Annotated in this window: 16 protein-coding genes; 15 read left to right on the top strand and 1 reads right to left on the bottom strand. The window is 64.6% G+C overall.

What is annotated here, in order from left to right; all coding sequences use genetic code 11:
* Window positions 1–144: 144 nt before the first annotated feature.
* Window positions 145–1,029, bottom strand: coding sequence for a 16S rRNA (cytidine(1402)-2'-O)-methyltransferase (gene rsmI / locus MB84_RS23865; protein ID WP_046290134.1), 885 nt, complete (start codon window positions 1,027–1,029; stop codon window positions 145–147).
* A gap of 41 nt (window positions 1,030–1,070) precedes the next feature.
* Between rsmI and MB84_RS23860 the strand changes: the two genes are divergently transcribed.
* From MB84_RS23860 to MB84_RS23790, 15 genes are all read left to right on the top strand, one after another.
* Window positions 1,071–1,487, top strand: coding sequence for a YraN family protein (locus tag MB84_RS23860; RefSeq protein ID WP_245725446.1), 417 nt, complete (start codon window positions 1,071–1,073; stop codon window positions 1,485–1,487).
* 131 nt (window positions 1,488–1,618) lie between these two features.
* Window positions 1,619–2,206 (top strand): phosphoheptose isomerase, encoded by a 588-nt coding sequence (locus MB84_RS23855; protein ID WP_039393910.1) that lies wholly within the window; start codon window positions 1,619–1,621, stop codon window positions 2,204–2,206.
* A gap of 120 nt (window positions 2,207–2,326) precedes the next feature.
* On the top strand, window positions 2,327–3,118 hold the full coding sequence (locus tag MB84_RS23850) for a BON domain-containing protein (RefSeq protein ID WP_046290132.1): 792 nt from the start codon (window positions 2,327–2,329) through the stop codon (window positions 3,116–3,118).
* A 119-nt stretch (window positions 3,119–3,237) separates the two neighbouring features.
* A complete protein-coding gene (locus MB84_RS23845; RefSeq protein WP_157122832.1) occupies window positions 3,238–3,552 on the top strand; it encodes a c-type cytochrome in 315 nt (104 codons plus the stop codon).
* A gap of 11 nt (window positions 3,553–3,563) precedes the next feature.
* A complete protein-coding gene (locus MB84_RS23840) occupies window positions 3,564–4,877 on the top strand; it encodes an NAD(P)/FAD-dependent oxidoreductase (RefSeq protein ID WP_052652740.1) in 1,314 nt (437 codons plus the stop codon).
* 211 nt (window positions 4,878–5,088) lie between these two features.
* Complete coding sequence (locus MB84_RS23835) at window positions 5,089–6,891, top strand: ShlB/FhaC/HecB family hemolysin secretion/activation protein (RefSeq protein WP_052652738.1); 1,803 nt, start codon at window positions 5,089–5,091, stop codon at window positions 6,889–6,891.
* 402 nt (window positions 6,892–7,293) lie between these two features.
* Window positions 7,294–7,641, top strand: a complete 348-nt coding sequence (locus MB84_RS23830) for an ArsR/SmtB family transcription factor (RefSeq protein WP_046290130.1) — start codon at window positions 7,294–7,296, stop codon at window positions 7,639–7,641.
* Between the two features lie 32 nt (window positions 7,642–7,673).
* Window positions 7,674–9,086, top strand: a complete 1,413-nt coding sequence (gene soxC / locus MB84_RS23825) for a sulfite dehydrogenase (RefSeq protein ID WP_046290129.1) — start codon at window positions 7,674–7,676, stop codon at window positions 9,084–9,086.
* Window positions 9,070–10,317, top strand: coding sequence for a c-type cytochrome (locus MB84_RS23820; protein ID WP_052652736.1), 1,248 nt, complete (start codon window positions 9,070–9,072; stop codon window positions 10,315–10,317). Before soxC ends, MB84_RS23820 begins: the two co-directional genes overlap by 17 nt.
* A gap of 91 nt (window positions 10,318–10,408) precedes the next feature.
* Window positions 10,409–10,738 (top strand): c-type cytochrome, encoded by a 330-nt coding sequence (locus MB84_RS23815; protein WP_046290128.1) that lies wholly within the window; start codon window positions 10,409–10,411, stop codon window positions 10,736–10,738.
* A 109-nt stretch (window positions 10,739–10,847) separates the two neighbouring features.
* Window positions 10,848–11,315 carry a thiosulfate oxidation carrier protein SoxY gene (soxY, locus tag MB84_RS23810; protein WP_039393898.1) on the top strand — a complete coding sequence of 156 codons (468 nt, stop codon included), beginning with the start codon at window positions 10,848–10,850 and terminating at the stop codon, window positions 11,313–11,315.
* Window positions 11,316–11,348: 33 nt separating this feature from the next.
* The gene (gene soxZ / locus MB84_RS23805) at window positions 11,349–11,660 is read left to right on the top strand and encodes a thiosulfate oxidation carrier complex protein SoxZ (RefSeq protein WP_044457410.1); all 312 of its coding nucleotides are present in this window, start codon (window positions 11,349–11,351) and stop codon (window positions 11,658–11,660) included.
* A gap of 96 nt (window positions 11,661–11,756) precedes the next feature.
* On the top strand, window positions 11,757–12,638 hold the full coding sequence (soxA, locus tag MB84_RS23800; RefSeq protein ID WP_245725444.1) for a sulfur oxidation c-type cytochrome SoxA: 882 nt from the start codon (window positions 11,757–11,759) through the stop codon (window positions 12,636–12,638).
* A gap of 19 nt (window positions 12,639–12,657) precedes the next feature.
* On the top strand, window positions 12,658–13,308 hold the full coding sequence (gene soxX, locus MB84_RS23795) for a sulfur oxidation c-type cytochrome SoxX (RefSeq protein ID WP_046290127.1): 651 nt from the start codon (window positions 12,658–12,660) through the stop codon (window positions 13,306–13,308).
* Between the two features lie 144 nt (window positions 13,309–13,452).
* Entirely contained in the window at window positions 13,453–13,926 is a 474-nt protein-coding gene (locus tag MB84_RS23790; protein ID WP_046290126.1) for a TlpA family protein disulfide reductase, read from the top strand.
* Window positions 13,927–13,971 lie beyond the last annotated feature (45 nt).

Below are 13,971 nucleotides of genomic sequence, written 5' to 3'. Positions count from 1 at the left end.
CCGCTTGCGCGAATTGGCCGAGACCCTGAGAACGAGCCCATCATAGGTCGTTTGTCGATGCTCGGCTTTGGGAGATGGCCGAGAATCCCACCAGAGATTTCCGATTTTTCGCGCACATGAATGCGGCGACCGGACACCACGCGATCAGCCGTTTTTCAGCGCCAGCGCCCGCTCGTACAGCGCGTTCTTCGGTGCGCCCGTAATCGCGGCTGCGAGCTTGGCGGCGCTCTTTGTCGGCAATTCCGCGACCAGCAACGCGAGGACGCGCTGCGCCTCGGCATCCACCCCATCGTCGCTCTCGCTGGCCGCCGCACCTGAGACCGCCAGCACGAATTCGCCGCGCTGACGGTTCGCGTCCGCCTTCAGCCACGCCACACCTTCGCTCAGCGCGCACTCGTGAATGTCCTCGAAGCGCTTGGTCAATTCGCGTCCGATCAGCAGGCGACGCTCGCCGCCCAGCCCCTCGGCCAGCGCCGCGACGGTCTCCACGATCCGGTGCGGTGCTTCGTAAAACACCTGCGCCGCCGTCGACCCGGAGAGGGCGGCAATCGCCTGAGCGCGTTGCTGCGACTTCGACGGCAGGAAGCCCACGAACGTGAACGTCTCCACCCACGCACCCGCGGCCGACAGCAGCGTGATCACCGCGCTCGCGCCCGGCACCGGCACCACGCCGAGGCCCGCCGCGCGCACAGCATCGACCAGACGTGCCCCTGGATCGGAGATGCCCGGTGTGCCTGCGTCCGAAATGTAGGCAATCCGCTCGCCGCCGCGCAAGCGTTCCACGAGTCGCGTCGCCGCTTCGTTTTCGTTGTGTTGATGGGCCGCAATCAGCGGCTTATCGATACCGTAACGCTGCAACAACAACGCGCTGTTGCGCGTATCTTCACAGGCGATCGCGTCGACCATGCCGAGGATGTGCAGCGCCCGCACCGTGATGTCGGCCGTGTTGCCCAATGGGGTGGCCACGACATACAGGGTGCCTGCGGGGTAGTGCTGACCTTCGGCCAGCGACATCAGACGCTCATCCATCGCATCGGTCTCCGCTACGCGTGGGCACCGGCATGCGGGGCATGACGTGCATCGGAATTCGGACAGTGCCGGCTTGGCCGGTCACGGAAAACATCGGAACAACCATGTCGAATCAGCTAGGAGTTTCGTTCGAGGGGCACGCGCAGGCGCTGTTGGAGCGGCGCGGCTGGCGGCTCGTCGCCCGTAATTATCAGTGTCGGGGCGGCGAAATCGACCTCATTATGCGGGATCAAACCGGCGTGCTGGTATTCGTCGAGGTGCGCGCCCGTGCGCGAGGCGACTTCGGGGGCGCGGCGCAAAGCATCACGCGCGCGAAACGGCGCCGTCTGACACTGGCCGCCCGGCACTACCTGTTGCGGCGTCCGGCGGCGCGATGCCGGTTCGATGTGGTGACGTTCGACGGGCGTCCGCCCGTGGTGCACTGGCTGCCCGACGCCTTCCGCACGGACGATCTCTGAGCAACGCCGTGCCCGAACCCTTGCCCGCTGGCCCTGTTACACTTGCGAAATTGCCGCTCTTCAATACTGACGGCATCTGCACGCCAGCCCACGCAAGGCTGGCAGCTTTTGCGACACCCTGGCAAACGACCATGTCGATCGAACGAATTCAGCAACACTTCACGGATAGCGTCGAGACCAAGCTGGCCGCGCGCGACGAACTGGCCCACCATATCGCCGCCGCTGCGGACGTCATGGTCGAGGCCCTCGCCAACGGCAACAAGATTCTCGCGTGCGGTAACGGTGGCTCGGCTGCCGATTGCCAGCACTTCGCCGCCGAACTCGTCGGCCGTTTCGAGCGCGAACGCCCCGAATTGCCGGCTATCGCCCTGACCACGGACTCGTCGATCCTGACGGCCGTCGGCAACGACTACAACTTCGACGTCATCTTCTCCAAGCAGGTCCGCGCGCTCGGCCAGGAAGGCGACGTACTGCTGGCCATCACCACGTCGGGCAACTCCGGCAACGTGCTCAAGGCGATCGAGGCCGCGCACGAGCGCGGCATGCACGTGATCGCGCTCACGGGCAAGGGCGGCGGCAAGACCAACGACGTGCTGGGGGAACTGGACGTGCACATCTGCGTGCCGGCTCAGCGCACGGCCCGTATTCAGGAAGTACACCTGCTCACGATTCACTGCCTGTGCGACCTGATCGACTCGATGCTGCTTGGCGACGAGTGAACCTATTGTCATCTTAAGGCGTCAAGATCATGTGACGGGCACCGGGTCGCGGGGGCGAGCGGTGCCGACCGGGCGCGGCGGGGGCCGTCCCGTCCGAACATCCTGGAAGGAGAAAGCCCGATGAGTTTCCGACGCGTCCAAAGCGTTCAAAGTTTGATCAAGCCGCTGATTGCGGCAGCCCTGATTACGGCAACCCTGGCCGGTTGCGCCCCCATCATCCTCGGCGGCGCCGCGACAGGTGCACTCGTTGCCACCGACCGTCGCTCGGTCGGCGCGCAGACGGAAGACCGCGAGATTCAGGTCAAGGCCGAAGCCAACATCGCCAATACGCTGACCGACGACGCCGTGCATGTGAACGTGACCGTCTTCAACCGTCGCGTGCTGCTCACCGGCGAAGTGCCCAACGACGCGACCAAGCAAGCTGCCGTGAACATCGTCAAGCAGATCAGCAACGTGCGCGGCATCGTCGACGAACTGGCCATCGGGCCGAAGAGTTCGTTCGGCTCGCGCTCGAACGACGCGTGGATCACCAGCAAGGTCAAGGCGAACCTGATCAACACGAAGGAAATCTCGGCGAATGTCTTCAAGGTCGTGACGGAGCGTGGCGACGTCTATCTGATGGGGCTGGTGTCGCAGCAAGAGGGCGCCATCGGCGCGAACGTGGCGAGCCGCATCGACGGCGTGCAGAAGGTCGTCAAGCTGTATGAGTACGTGAAGCCGGAAGAGGCGCAGCGCCTGTCGACCGAAGCCGAGAAGAACCCGGCCCCGGCGCAGGCCGAGGACCCCAATGCGGCGACGGTCACGACCACGCCCATCGGCAACGACACCGTGACGGCCAAGCCGCTCTCGTCGCCCGCGCCGATCAGCGAAGGACCCGTCAAGCCGGGGCCGTCGACCAAGACCGGCAACTGATCGACGCAGCGCTGCGGAGCTTCTCCTTGCGCATGCTTACCGGGCATTGCCCGGACACACGCCGCCGCCCTCGTCCCCTTTGCCGCAAGGCGAGTCGGACGATGGCGGCGGCGTTCGTTTTGACGGCAAGCCTCGGGTTTGCCGCGTCGGGCAACGCCTCGCCCGATTGGCAAGCGCGCGATTGGGCGATGGCTTGTATGACTTGCCACAATGCGTCGGCCCCGGTCAGCGCAGGGAAGGCGACGCTGTCCGTGCTGGAGGGACGTCCGGCGGCAGCGTTGATGGACTCGCTCCGATCGATGCGTGACGGAAAGCGTCTCGCGACGCTGATGCCGCAACTGCTCAAGGGCTATCGCGAGGACGAATTGCAGCGCATCGCTGCGTACTTCGCTGCGCAGCCCAAACCTTCTCCCTCGTCCCCATCATCTCGATAGGCCGCCCGCGCATGCATCGCCGCCAATTCCTTCTCGGCCTGAGTTCGACGGCCGCGTTCGCCGGGACGGTCGGCATGTCCATGCCTTCCCCCGCATTCGCTGCGCCACTTTGGCCGACGCCTGTCAAAGGCCGTGCCCGCGTGGTCGTCGTCGGCGGCGGGTTTGGCGGTGCTACGGCGGCCAAGGCGCTGCGCGTGCTTTCCGGCAACACGATCGACGTCACGCTGGTGGAACCGAATCCCGCCTTCGTTTCGTCGCCGCTATCGAATCTCGTCGTCGGTGGCAACCTGCGCGTGAGTGACCTCACGGTGCCGTACGACCGGCTCGTATCGCGGCACGGCGTGACCTGGCGACGCACGCGCGCCACCGCCATCGACGCAGCGCGCAAGCAGGTCAAGCTGGACGACGGCGCGAGCCTCGCCTACGACAAGCTGATCGTCGCGCCCGGCGTGTCGCTGCGTCGCGACGCCATCGCCGGTCTGAACGACGCCGCGATGCGCGAGGCGCTTCCCGTCGGCTGGACGGACGCCCGCGAGAGCGCCACGCTGCACGCGCGGCTCAACGCCATGCCCGAGGGCGGCACGTTCGCGATCACGATTCCCGAAGCGCCGTTCCGCTGCCCGCCCGCCCCGTACGAACGCGCGTGCCAGGCGGCGGCGTGGCTGAGGCAGCACAATCCGCGCGCCAAAGTCCTGATCTTCGACGCCAACGACGCGGTGCTGGCCGAGGCGGAGCAGTTTCACGACGTCTGGCGCACGCAATTCGCAGGCATGGTCGAGTATCACCCGCAGTTCAACTGCACGGAGGTCGTCGCCGACGGCAAGACGCCGCTCGCGCGCTTCGAATTGGGCGAGGAAATCCGCGCCGACGTGCTGAACGTCATTCCCCCGATGCGCGCGGGCGACATCGCTGTGCAAAGCGGACTGGCGACGGCCAACGGCCGCTGGTGCGACGTCGACTTTCTGACCTTTGCTTCCACTGCGCAGCCCGACATCCATATCCTCGGCGACGCCATCCAGATTGCGCCGCAAATGCCCAAGTCGGGTCACATGGCCAACCAGCACGGCAAGGTCTGCGCGGCGGCCATCGTTGCGACGCTGTCCGGCCGTGCGGTCAATCCCGAACCGCTCTACAGCAACACCTGCTATACGTTCGTTTCGTCCACCGAAGCGATGCACGTCGCCAGCGTGCATCGCTATGACGCGGTGCAGCACACCATGATGCCGGTGCAGGGCACGGGCGGGGCGTCGCCACGGGCCACGCGAGAGGAATTCGCGCTGGGACTCGCATGGGCGCAGGGCATCTGGGCGGACATGCTGGCCTGACGCCGCGTTCATGCGGGTTTGGGTGCCGTTCGACGCCGTCGTATCGCGTTTGGAGGAGAGTCTCTAAGCGGCGCAACCTACGTCCCTACGACTCGCCCGACGCACGTGTTGTCGGCGCGCTGCAATCCCCCGGTTTCCCTCGTTGACGGGGCCTTACCCCTCGCGGTTACACTGGCTCCACGAAAAAATAAGCGTTTTGGGGCGCATAGGGATGGCGTATCGCCAGGGAGAGTCCCGTCTTGCGTCACGCGTCGCGCGTGGGGGCTCGGTCACGTCTGTTCGCAATCGTCATGTCGTACACCGCAATTCCGCACACCGAAGTGCCGCACGCATTGCCCAGTTCGTCGCCCTATCGCTTTGCGTCCTGAGTCTGCTCGGCACTCAATACGCCTGGGCCGACGCCAGTCCGGTGCGCGGCGATCCGATGCAGAGTCTGCCGAAGATCGAAGCGCCCAAGGCGGCCCCGGCGACGATCCACATTCAGCCACCGTCGCAGGAAGACGCGCTCAAGTCGTTGCTCGCGCGCAAGATCACCCCTCAGCGTTTCGGTATCGAAGGCGTGAAGTCGTTGCCGTTCGACCAGATCGCGGCGTTGTTTTCACCGATGGCCGGGAAGGAAGTCACCATCGGCGATCTCGTCGAAAAGGCCAATCAGGTCACGAAGATGTATCAGGACGCGGGCTACCTGCTGTCGTTCGCCTTCGTCCCCGCGCAGGATTTCAACGACGGATTCGTGCGCGTGACCATCGTCGAAGGGTATATCTCCAGCACGAAGATCAGCGGCACGCCGGGGCCGTCGGAGCAGCGGCTGCGCGACATCGCCGCGCACATCGAGGCGGAGCGCCCGCTCAAGCGCGCGACGTTCGAGCGGTACCTGAATCTGCTCACACTCGTGCCCGGCATGAAGATCAAGGCCGACGTGCAGCCGCCCACGCAGACCGATGGCGCGACCGAGCTGTCGCTGGACGTGCAGCGTCAGCCCGTCGCGCTGGGCACATCGCTCTCGTATAACAACCCGGGCATTCGCGGCGTTTTCACCGTCACGAGCAACGCGCTCACGCCGCTGGGCGAACAGATCCAGTTGACGGCCATCGCCCCGAAGGGACACAACGACGAAGAGTTTTACGCGGCGTCGTACGTGCAGCCGCTGGGCTCGAACGGGCTTCAGGCGCGCCTCGACGCGTCGCACTATCGCGGCCAGCCGGACGATCAGGCGCTCGCCGGTCTCACACGGCACCTCGACACCAAGCGCGTTGCGGTGAGCCTGTCGTACCCGATCCTGCTCAATAACCAGCGCAGCCTGACGGTCAGCGGAGGCATGTACGGCGTGAACTCGCGCGACCGTTACGAAGTGCCGAACTCGCCGAACAACATCAACTCGCAGACGAACGTTCGCGCCGGTCAGGTGCAACTGGCGTACAACGAAGTGACCGAGAAGCAAACGCGCAGCGCCACGCTGGGCGTGTTCAAGGGCTTCAATGGGATGGGCGCGAGCCAGTCGTACACGACACAGCCCGCAGGCATCCAGCAGATTCTCGGGCCGTACGATCTCGCCTTCTGGCGTTTCAACCTCGACGCCAAGCAAGGGGTGGTGTTGCCGTGGGAGTTCGGCGTGGTCGTCTCGGCAGGCGCGCAGTACAGCAGCAACACGCTGCCGACGTCCGAGCAGGCCACCTTCGGCGGTCAGCGCTACGGTCTGGGCTATCCGGCGGGCGAAATCGCGGCGGACAAGGGCTGGGGCGCATCGATCGAGCTGAACCGCATGTTCCGCACCGATTTCCGGTATCTGAAGACGATTCAGCCGTATCTGTTGCTCGACACCGCCCGCGTCTATCTGAACGCCGGTCAGCTGTTCCACAACCAACTGGCGTCCGTGGGCCTCGGCGTGCGTGTTTCCGACAGCAAGTACTACACGCTCGACCTGTCGGTCGCCAAGCCGATGGCGGACGCGCCGACCAACTCACCGAACCGTCCGCTGCGCTTCAACGCCAACTGGTCGTATCAGTTCGAGTAAGCGGGGGACCGCCGGGTCCGGTAGCATGCTGCGGGGCGACGCTCGTGCGATAGCTGCATGTGCGTCGCCCCGGTTGTTTGTGCCGTCCCTCATTCATTTTCTTATCAGGTTTTTCCCTGATGCCGACGCTCCCTTCGACTCCGTGTGTTCCGACGCGTCTACCGACGCCGCTGACGACGTGCGTCTCGCAGTCGATTGCAGCGCCGTGCGCTATATCCAGCGGTATACACGGAAACTTCGCATTTTCGGACGCCGCCGATCGTCGCACCGCCAATAGATCGGCGTGCGACATGTTGCAGTGCAGCTTGCTTCCTTTGCCCGTTATTTTGATTATCCGTATATGCGTATGTAGGCATATACGAAATTCTATGTGCCTTCGCACGAACTTGAAGACTGACCGTCATGGAAGAACTCGATCGCGTATTCGAAAAGGTGTCGCACTACTTCAGCCTGCTGTCCGAGCCGACGCGGCTGAAGATTCTGCACGCGCTGTGCGGAGGCGAGCGCTCGGTAAACGAGGTGGTGACGGAAGTGGGGTCGTCGCAGACCAACGTGTCCCGGCATCTCGGTGCGATGTATCAGGCGGGGGTGCTCTCGCGGCGTCGCGACGGGAACCAGGTGTACTACACGATTGCGGATACCGGGGTGGTCGAGATCTGTCGCGCCGTGTGCGTGCAGGTGGCCGGCCGAATCGAGGAGGAAGCGCTGCCGGAGCGTGCCGTCGATGGTTTCATGCCACGCGCGAACTAATACATAAGCTGTAACCCGTCAGTGTCCTCGCGATGCTGGCGGACGCCACAAAACGCGAGGAGACAGGGGTGAGCAAAACAAGCGATGACAAATCGCGAGCCGGCCGTTTGCGCCGGGCTCCGGAGAATTTCATCGACGGCACGTTCGCTGCCGACGTCACGCGCGACGGGTTGAACCCCTCGCGACGCGGCTTTCTGCAACGCAGTTTCCTCGCCGCAGGCGCGGCACTCGCGGGCGGCGCAGCGTTTGCCGCCGACGCGGCCAACGGCGTGCCGGGGGCCGGTGATCCGATGATTCTCGAACCGCGCCCATGGGCCACGTCGCTCGGCCAGGCAGTCGCGGCACGTCCCTATGGCATGCCGTCGAAGTTCGAGGCGAACTTGCAACGGCGTCAGTCGCCGGGGCTCACGCAGACGGCACAGGCTTCGGTCGCCTTCACGCCGCTTCAGGGCCTGTTCGGCATCATCACCCCCAGCGGCCTGCATTTCGAGCGTCATCACCAGGGCTGGCAGGAGATCGATCCGACGCAGCACCGGCTGATGGTGCACGGCCTCGTGCGCGAAGCGAAGGTGTACACGATGGACGACATCATGCGTCTGCCGTCCGTCTCGCGCATGCACTTCATCGAATGCGGGGCGAACACCGGCATGGAGTGGGGCAATGCCGCCGTGCCGACCGTCCAGTACACGCACGGCATGCTGTCGTGCTGCGAGTTCACCGGCGTGCCGCTGTCCGTATTGCTCGACGACGTGGGTGCCGACACGAAGAAGGGGCAGTTTGTGCTCGCCGAAGGCGGCGACGGCTCCGGTATGACCCGTACGATCTCCATGGAGGCGGCGCTCTCGGATGTGCTCGTCGCCTGGGGGATGAACGGCGAGATGCTGCGCCCGGAGAACGGCTATCCGCTGCGTCTGGTGGTACCGGGCGTGCAGGGCGTGTCGTGGGTGAAATGGCTGCGTCGCATCAAGGTCGGCGACGCGCCGTGGAATACCAAGGATGAAACGAGCCACTACGTCGATCTGATGCCGGACGGCCAGCACCGTCAATACACGTCGATTCAGGAGTGCAAATCCGTCATCACGTCGCCCTCGGGCGGACAGGCGCTGCTCGACCGGGGCTACTTCAATGTGACGGGCCTCGCATGGTCGGGCAGAGGACGGATCAAGCGCGTGGACGTCTCCACCGATGGCGGCAAGTCCTGGCGCGCCGCGCGGCTCGAATCGCCGGTGCTTCCGAAATGCCTCACACGTTTTAACTTCGACTGGCAGTGGGACGGCTCGCCCGCCTTGCTCCAAAGCCGTGCCGTCGACGAGACCGGCTTCGTGCAGCCGCGCTACCGACAACTGCGCGAAGTGCGCGGCACCAAATCGATCTATCACAACAATGCGATCCAGACGTGGCAAGTGGCAGCGAACGGGGAGGTGACCAATGTTCACGTCGACTGAGCGCATGCCGAAGCGCGCGTCCATGAGAGCGCTACGCCGTCGCGCGCAATCCACCGCAGTGGCCGCGCTCTGGGCCGGTGCGCTGGCCGTCGCGGGATTGACCGTTGCCACGTGGTTCGCAACGCCCGCGCAAGCCGCGAAGGCAACGCAGGTGTCGCAGTCGGCGTCTGCAACGCCCGCCTCCCCCACAACCCCTACCAAGGCCCCGGGCGGCATCGGACGTGACGCCACACCCGCCGAACTCGGTGCGTGGGACATCGACGTGCGTCCCGATTTCAAGGGACTCCCCAAGGGGCAAGGTTCGGTCGCCGACGGGCAAAAGCTGTTCGATGCGCGCTGCGCGTCGTGCCACGGCACGTTCGGTGAGAGCAACGAGGTCTTCAATCCACTGGTGGGCGGCACGACCGCCGACGACATCAGGACAGGCCACGTCGCCTCGCTGCGTGCGAACAATCAGCCGGTGCGCACCACGCTGATGAAGGTCGATACCGTCTCCACCCTTTGGGATTACATCCGTCGCGCCATGCCGTGGAACGCGCCGCGCTCGCTCACGCCCGACGAGGTGTACGCGGTGACGGCCTACATCCTGAACCTCGGCGAGATCGTGCCGACGGACTTCGTGCTGTCGGACAAGAACATCGGCGACGTGCAGAAACTGATGCCCAACCGCCTCGGCATGACGCGTGCGCACGGCATGTGGCGCGTGGGCGACAAACCGGATACCCATAACAAGGCGTGTATGCAGGATTGCCCTGAGGCTGGTATCGTGACGTCCGCACTCCCTGCGTACGCCCGCGACGCACATGGAGATCTGGCCGCGCAGAACCGGGTCATCGGCCCGGTGCGTGGTGTCGATACGAAGCTGCCGCCGCTGTCGGGCACCGCCGCGCAAAATGCGTCGGTGCGCAGGACCGCGGCTCTCGCCACGCTCGGCATGGCGAGTCCGGACGCGCCGGCCCAAACCGCCGCTGCGACGTCACCGGCAGCAACGCTTGCGGATAAGAACGGTTGTCTGGCCTGTCACGGCGTTACCGACAAGAAGATCGGGCCCGCCTTCTCGGAGGTCGTCGCCAAGTACCATGGGCAGTCGAATGCGACTGAAGTACTGGTGGCGAAGATACGTGCCGGAGGTGCCGGTAATTGGGGCAGCATGCCTATGCCGCCGCAATCACAGGTTGCAGAGACCGATATCCGTACGATGGTCGACTGGATTCTTCGTGGTGCACATTGAGCGGGCAGGGTGTCCGACGGATGCGCCGACGCTCCTCGCAGCTTCAGGTCGCCGCAGGACCCCGTCCCCAACACAAACCGAAGGAGTAAGAATGAAGAAGATGCTCATCGCTGCGGCCATGCTCGCCGGTACCACGCTGGCTCACGCAGGCGTCGACGTCGCCGCTGCGACCAAGCTCGCGCAAGCCAACGCCTGTATGGGTTGCCACGCGGTCGACAAGAAGCTCGTGGGCCCGTCGTATCAGGAAGTCGCTGCCAAGTACAAGGGCGACAAGGATGCGGTGGCCAAGCTGGTCAAGAAGGTGAAGAGTGGTGGTTCGGGTGTCTGGGGTCCGATCCCGATGCCGGCCCACCCGAACATGTCGGATGCTGACGCCAAGATCCTGGTGGATTGGGTTCTGGCCGGCGCCCCGGCGAAGTAAGTCAGGGGCAGGGGGCTCGCCGGAACATCGGACGAGCGAACGGCGGCCGGCGTCACGTAGGAAGCGTTCAGACGTGCGCCGGCGGCCTTCAAAGAGGAAACACACAGAGATGAACCAACAGCGACGCGACATGCTGCGGTTTTCCGCGGTAATGGGACTGGCGGTGGCCGCCGGGCTGATCAAGCCCGAGGAGGCCCGCGCGGCACAGGTGGAATGGAACAAGGCGGCGTTTGCCACCAAGAGCGTGGCCGATACGGTCAAGGCGCTCGGCGGCACGAGCGCGAGCCCCAGCGACCTTGTCGTGCTGACGGCTCCCGACATCGCCGAAAACGGCGCCGTCGTGCCGGTGGCAGTCACGAGCAAGGCCCCGAATACGCAATCGATCGCCATCCTGATCGAGAAGAATCCGAACACGCTCGCCGCGTCGTTCGATATTCCCGACGGCACCGAGCCGTCGGTGACTACGCGCGTGAAGATGGGCCAGACGTCGAAGGTCTACGCGCTGGTCAAAGCAGACAACAAGTACCTCGTGGCCGAGAAGGAAATCAAGGTCACGCTGGGTGGCTGCGGCGGTTGAGCGACGCATCGTATAAGGCTAGAGGAGCACAACATGGGTAATCCGATGCGCATTCGCGCAACCGAGGCCGGCGGTGTCGTCGAAGTGAAGGCGCTGATGAGCCACATCATGGAAACCGGCCAGCGCAAGGACGCTTCCGGTAACATCGTCCCCGCACACTTCATCCAGACGGTCACGGTCACCTGCAACGGCAAGACGGTGCTGACGGCCGAATGGGGTCCGGCCGTGTCGAAGGATCCGTTCATGTCGTTCAAGTTCAAGGGCGGCAAGAAGGGCGACAAGGTCGCGGTGACGTGGACCGACAACAAGGGCGACTCGCGTACCGACGAGGCGACCGTCGCCTGAGCGGCGATGCCGGGAAGCTGTGCGGTGGCGCTCGCGGGAAGGCGGTTCGTGTCTGCCCGTGGTGCGCCGAACAACCCACAACAAGAGGAGAGTCAGATGCTAGAGGCGCAACATAGCGCACGGGTGAGCACCCCACGCGACGCAACATCGGCGGCATGGCTGCGCCGTGCCGTCCTGGGGGGCATGCTCGCCATCGCGGGCGTCGGCGCGCCCGTTGCCACGGTATTCGCCGCCGACAACTCGACGGCCGACGCCATCGCGCAATATCGCGAAATGCTCGCCGACGGCAATCCGGCGGAACTCATCGAAATGCGCGGGGAAGAACTCTGGAAGACGCCGCGCGGCCCGAACAACGTGTCGCTCGCACAGTGCGACCTCGGGCTCGGCCCGGGTGTCCTGAAGGACGCCTATGCGCAACTGCCGCGCTACTTCCCGGATGCGAAACGCGTACTCGACGGCGAGTCGCGCATCGTCGAATGCATGGTGAATCTGCAAGGTTTCAAGCGTGCGGACGTCATCAAGCAACCGTTCTCCAAAGAAGGCCAGGACCCGACCGATCTCGAAGCGCTGACCGCTTACGTGGCGGGACAGTCGCGTGGTGCACTCATTCGCGTGCCGCAGTCGCACAAGGAAGAGAAGGAAGCCTACGCGCGCGGCCAGAAGATTTTCTATTACCGTGCCGGTCCGTACGACTTCTCGTGCGCGTCGTGCCACGGGGCAGACGACAAGCGCATCCGGTTGCAGGATCTGCCGAACCTGACCAAACCGGCGGCCGCACGTCAGGCCTTCGCGACGTGGCCGGGTTACCGTGTCTCGCAGGGCGCGCTGCGCACGATTCAGTGGCGCATGTACGACTGCTTCCGACAGCAGCGCATGCCCGAGCTGAACTACGGTTCGCAGGCGTCGATCGATCTGATTACTTTCCTCGGTGTGATGGCCAACGGCGGCAAGATGGACGCCCCCGGCCTGAAGCGCTGACCGATTGCGAGGCACACCCATGAAATCATTCGCATTGCGCGCGACGTGTGTCGCGCTGGCAGCGGCCGGGGCTCTCGTCGTCGGCGCGGCCTTCGCTCAGGACGAGGGCGTGAAGCGCGTCACGGGCACCACCGACGCGGCCGTCGTACAGGAACTGCGTGACTCGTTCCGTGGCTCGGGTATCGCGCAGCTCGATCGCATCGATCAGAGCGAATTGCAGAAGCTGTGCACGCTGTACGCGACCAAGCCGATGCCCGCGAAGATCGCCGAACGTCTGCAAAAGGCCGAACTGGCGAGCGTCAAGGCGCCGGCGGACGGTAAGTACCTCGGCGACTGGAAGGAAGGCGAGAAGGTCGCCCAGAACGGACGCGGCATGCAGTTCACCGACAAGGCCGACACCGTCAATGGCGGCAACTGTTACGCCTGCCATCAACTGACCAAGAGCGAGATCTCGTTCGGCAACATCGGTCCGTCGCTCTACAACTACGGCAAGCTGCGCGGCGATTCGCCCGAAGTGGTCAAGTACACGTGGGCGAAGGTCTACGACTCGCACAGCTACATGGCCTGCTCCAATATGCCGCGCTTCGGGGCGGCAGGCATCCTGACGGAAAAGCAGTTGAAGGATGTGATGGCACTGCTGCTCGACCCGGCCTCGCCGGTCAATCAATAAGGCGATTGTCCTTTGCCGTTCGGGCGGAGGGGTAACCTCCGCCGACGGCTTCCGGAGTGCCGCATGACTTCCCAATCTGACGCTTTCGCCCGGTCTGAAAGGCCTGGTCGTGCGCGCGCACGCGTGGCACGCGCCGCTAATGGAATGGCCATCGTGTTGAGTATGGTGGCGATGCTCGCAAGTGCGCCTGCGCAAGCGGTCGAAGTCGGCGACACGGTAACGCTGCCGTCGCTCACGTTGCTCGACGGCAAGACACTGCCCGCCAGCGCCTTCAAGGACCGTACGGTCATCGTCGAGTACTGGGCGTCGTGGTGTCCGTTCTGTGCGCAGCAGAATCCGCACCTACAGAAGCTCTACGAGGCGACGCGCGGCAAGCCGATTCAGATTGTCACGCTGTCCATCGACAAGAAGCCCGCAGATGCCGTCGACTACCTCAAAGCGCACGGCTACACCTTCCCCGCCGGGATGGAGACGCCCGCCTGGCAGGCGGCGCTGGGCAAGCGTCGGGGGTTGCCGGAGTTGTATGTGATCGGACGCAACGGCAAGGTTTTGCGCAAGGAAGTCGGCGAGATGTTCGGCGAGGACGTGGCGGCGCTCGCGGATTACGCTGGCAAGTGAACTGATCCGACGAACGATTCGACGCCACAACCAACAAAAGACCAA

It is taken from the genome of Pandoraea oxalativorans (assembly GCF_000972785.3).
Taxonomy (GTDB): domain Bacteria; phylum Pseudomonadota; class Gammaproteobacteria; order Burkholderiales; family Burkholderiaceae; genus Pandoraea; species Pandoraea oxalativorans.
This window is presented reverse-complemented; position numbering and strand designations above follow the sequence as displayed.

Excerpts from the sequence above, each read along its gene's own strand:
- MB84_RS23840 (WP_052652740.1), top strand. The coding sequence starts at position 3,564 with ATGCATCGCCGCCAATTCCTTCTCGGCCTGAGTTCGACGGCCGCGTTC.
- MB84_RS23835 (WP_052652738.1), top strand. The coding sequence starts at position 5,089 with ATGGCGTATCGCCAGGGAGAGTCCCGTCTTGCGTCACGCGTCGCGCGT.
- MB84_RS23850 (WP_046290132.1), top strand. The coding sequence starts at position 2,327 with ATGAGTTTCCGACGCGTCCAAAGCGTTCAAAGTTTGATCAAGCCGCTG.
- MB84_RS23820 (WP_052652736.1), top strand. The coding sequence starts at position 9,070 with ATGTTCACGTCGACTGAGCGCATGCCGAAGCGCGCGTCCATGAGAGCG.
- soxX (WP_046290127.1), top strand. The coding sequence starts at position 12,658 with ATGAAATCATTCGCATTGCGCGCGACGTGTGTCGCGCTGGCAGCGGCC.
- soxC (WP_046290129.1), top strand. The coding sequence starts at position 7,674 with ATGCTGGCGGACGCCACAAAACGCGAGGAGACAGGGGTGAGCAAAACA.
- MB84_RS23790 (WP_046290126.1), top strand. The coding sequence starts at position 13,453 with ATGGCCATCGTGTTGAGTATGGTGGCGATGCTCGCAAGTGCGCCTGCG.
- MB84_RS23815 (WP_046290128.1), top strand. The coding sequence starts at position 10,409 with ATGAAGAAGATGCTCATCGCTGCGGCCATGCTCGCCGGTACCACGCTG.
- MB84_RS23855 (WP_039393910.1), top strand. The coding sequence starts at position 1,619 with ATGTCGATCGAACGAATTCAGCAACACTTCACGGATAGCGTCGAGACC.
- soxY (WP_039393898.1), top strand. The coding sequence starts at position 10,848 with ATGAACCAACAGCGACGCGACATGCTGCGGTTTTCCGCGGTAATGGGA.
- MB84_RS23830 (WP_046290130.1), top strand. The coding sequence starts at position 7,294 with ATGGAAGAACTCGATCGCGTATTCGAAAAGGTGTCGCACTACTTCAGC.
- soxA (WP_245725444.1), top strand. The coding sequence starts at position 11,757 with ATGCTAGAGGCGCAACATAGCGCACGGGTGAGCACCCCACGCGACGCA.
- soxZ (WP_044457410.1), top strand. The coding sequence starts at position 11,349 with ATGGGTAATCCGATGCGCATTCGCGCAACCGAGGCCGGCGGTGTCGTC.
- rsmI (WP_046290134.1), bottom strand. The coding sequence starts at position 1,029 with ATGGATGAGCGTCTGATGTCGCTGGCCGAAGGTCAGCACTACCCCGCA.
- MB84_RS23860 (WP_245725446.1), top strand. The coding sequence starts at position 1,071 with ATGACGTGCATCGGAATTCGGACAGTGCCGGCTTGGCCGGTCACGGAA.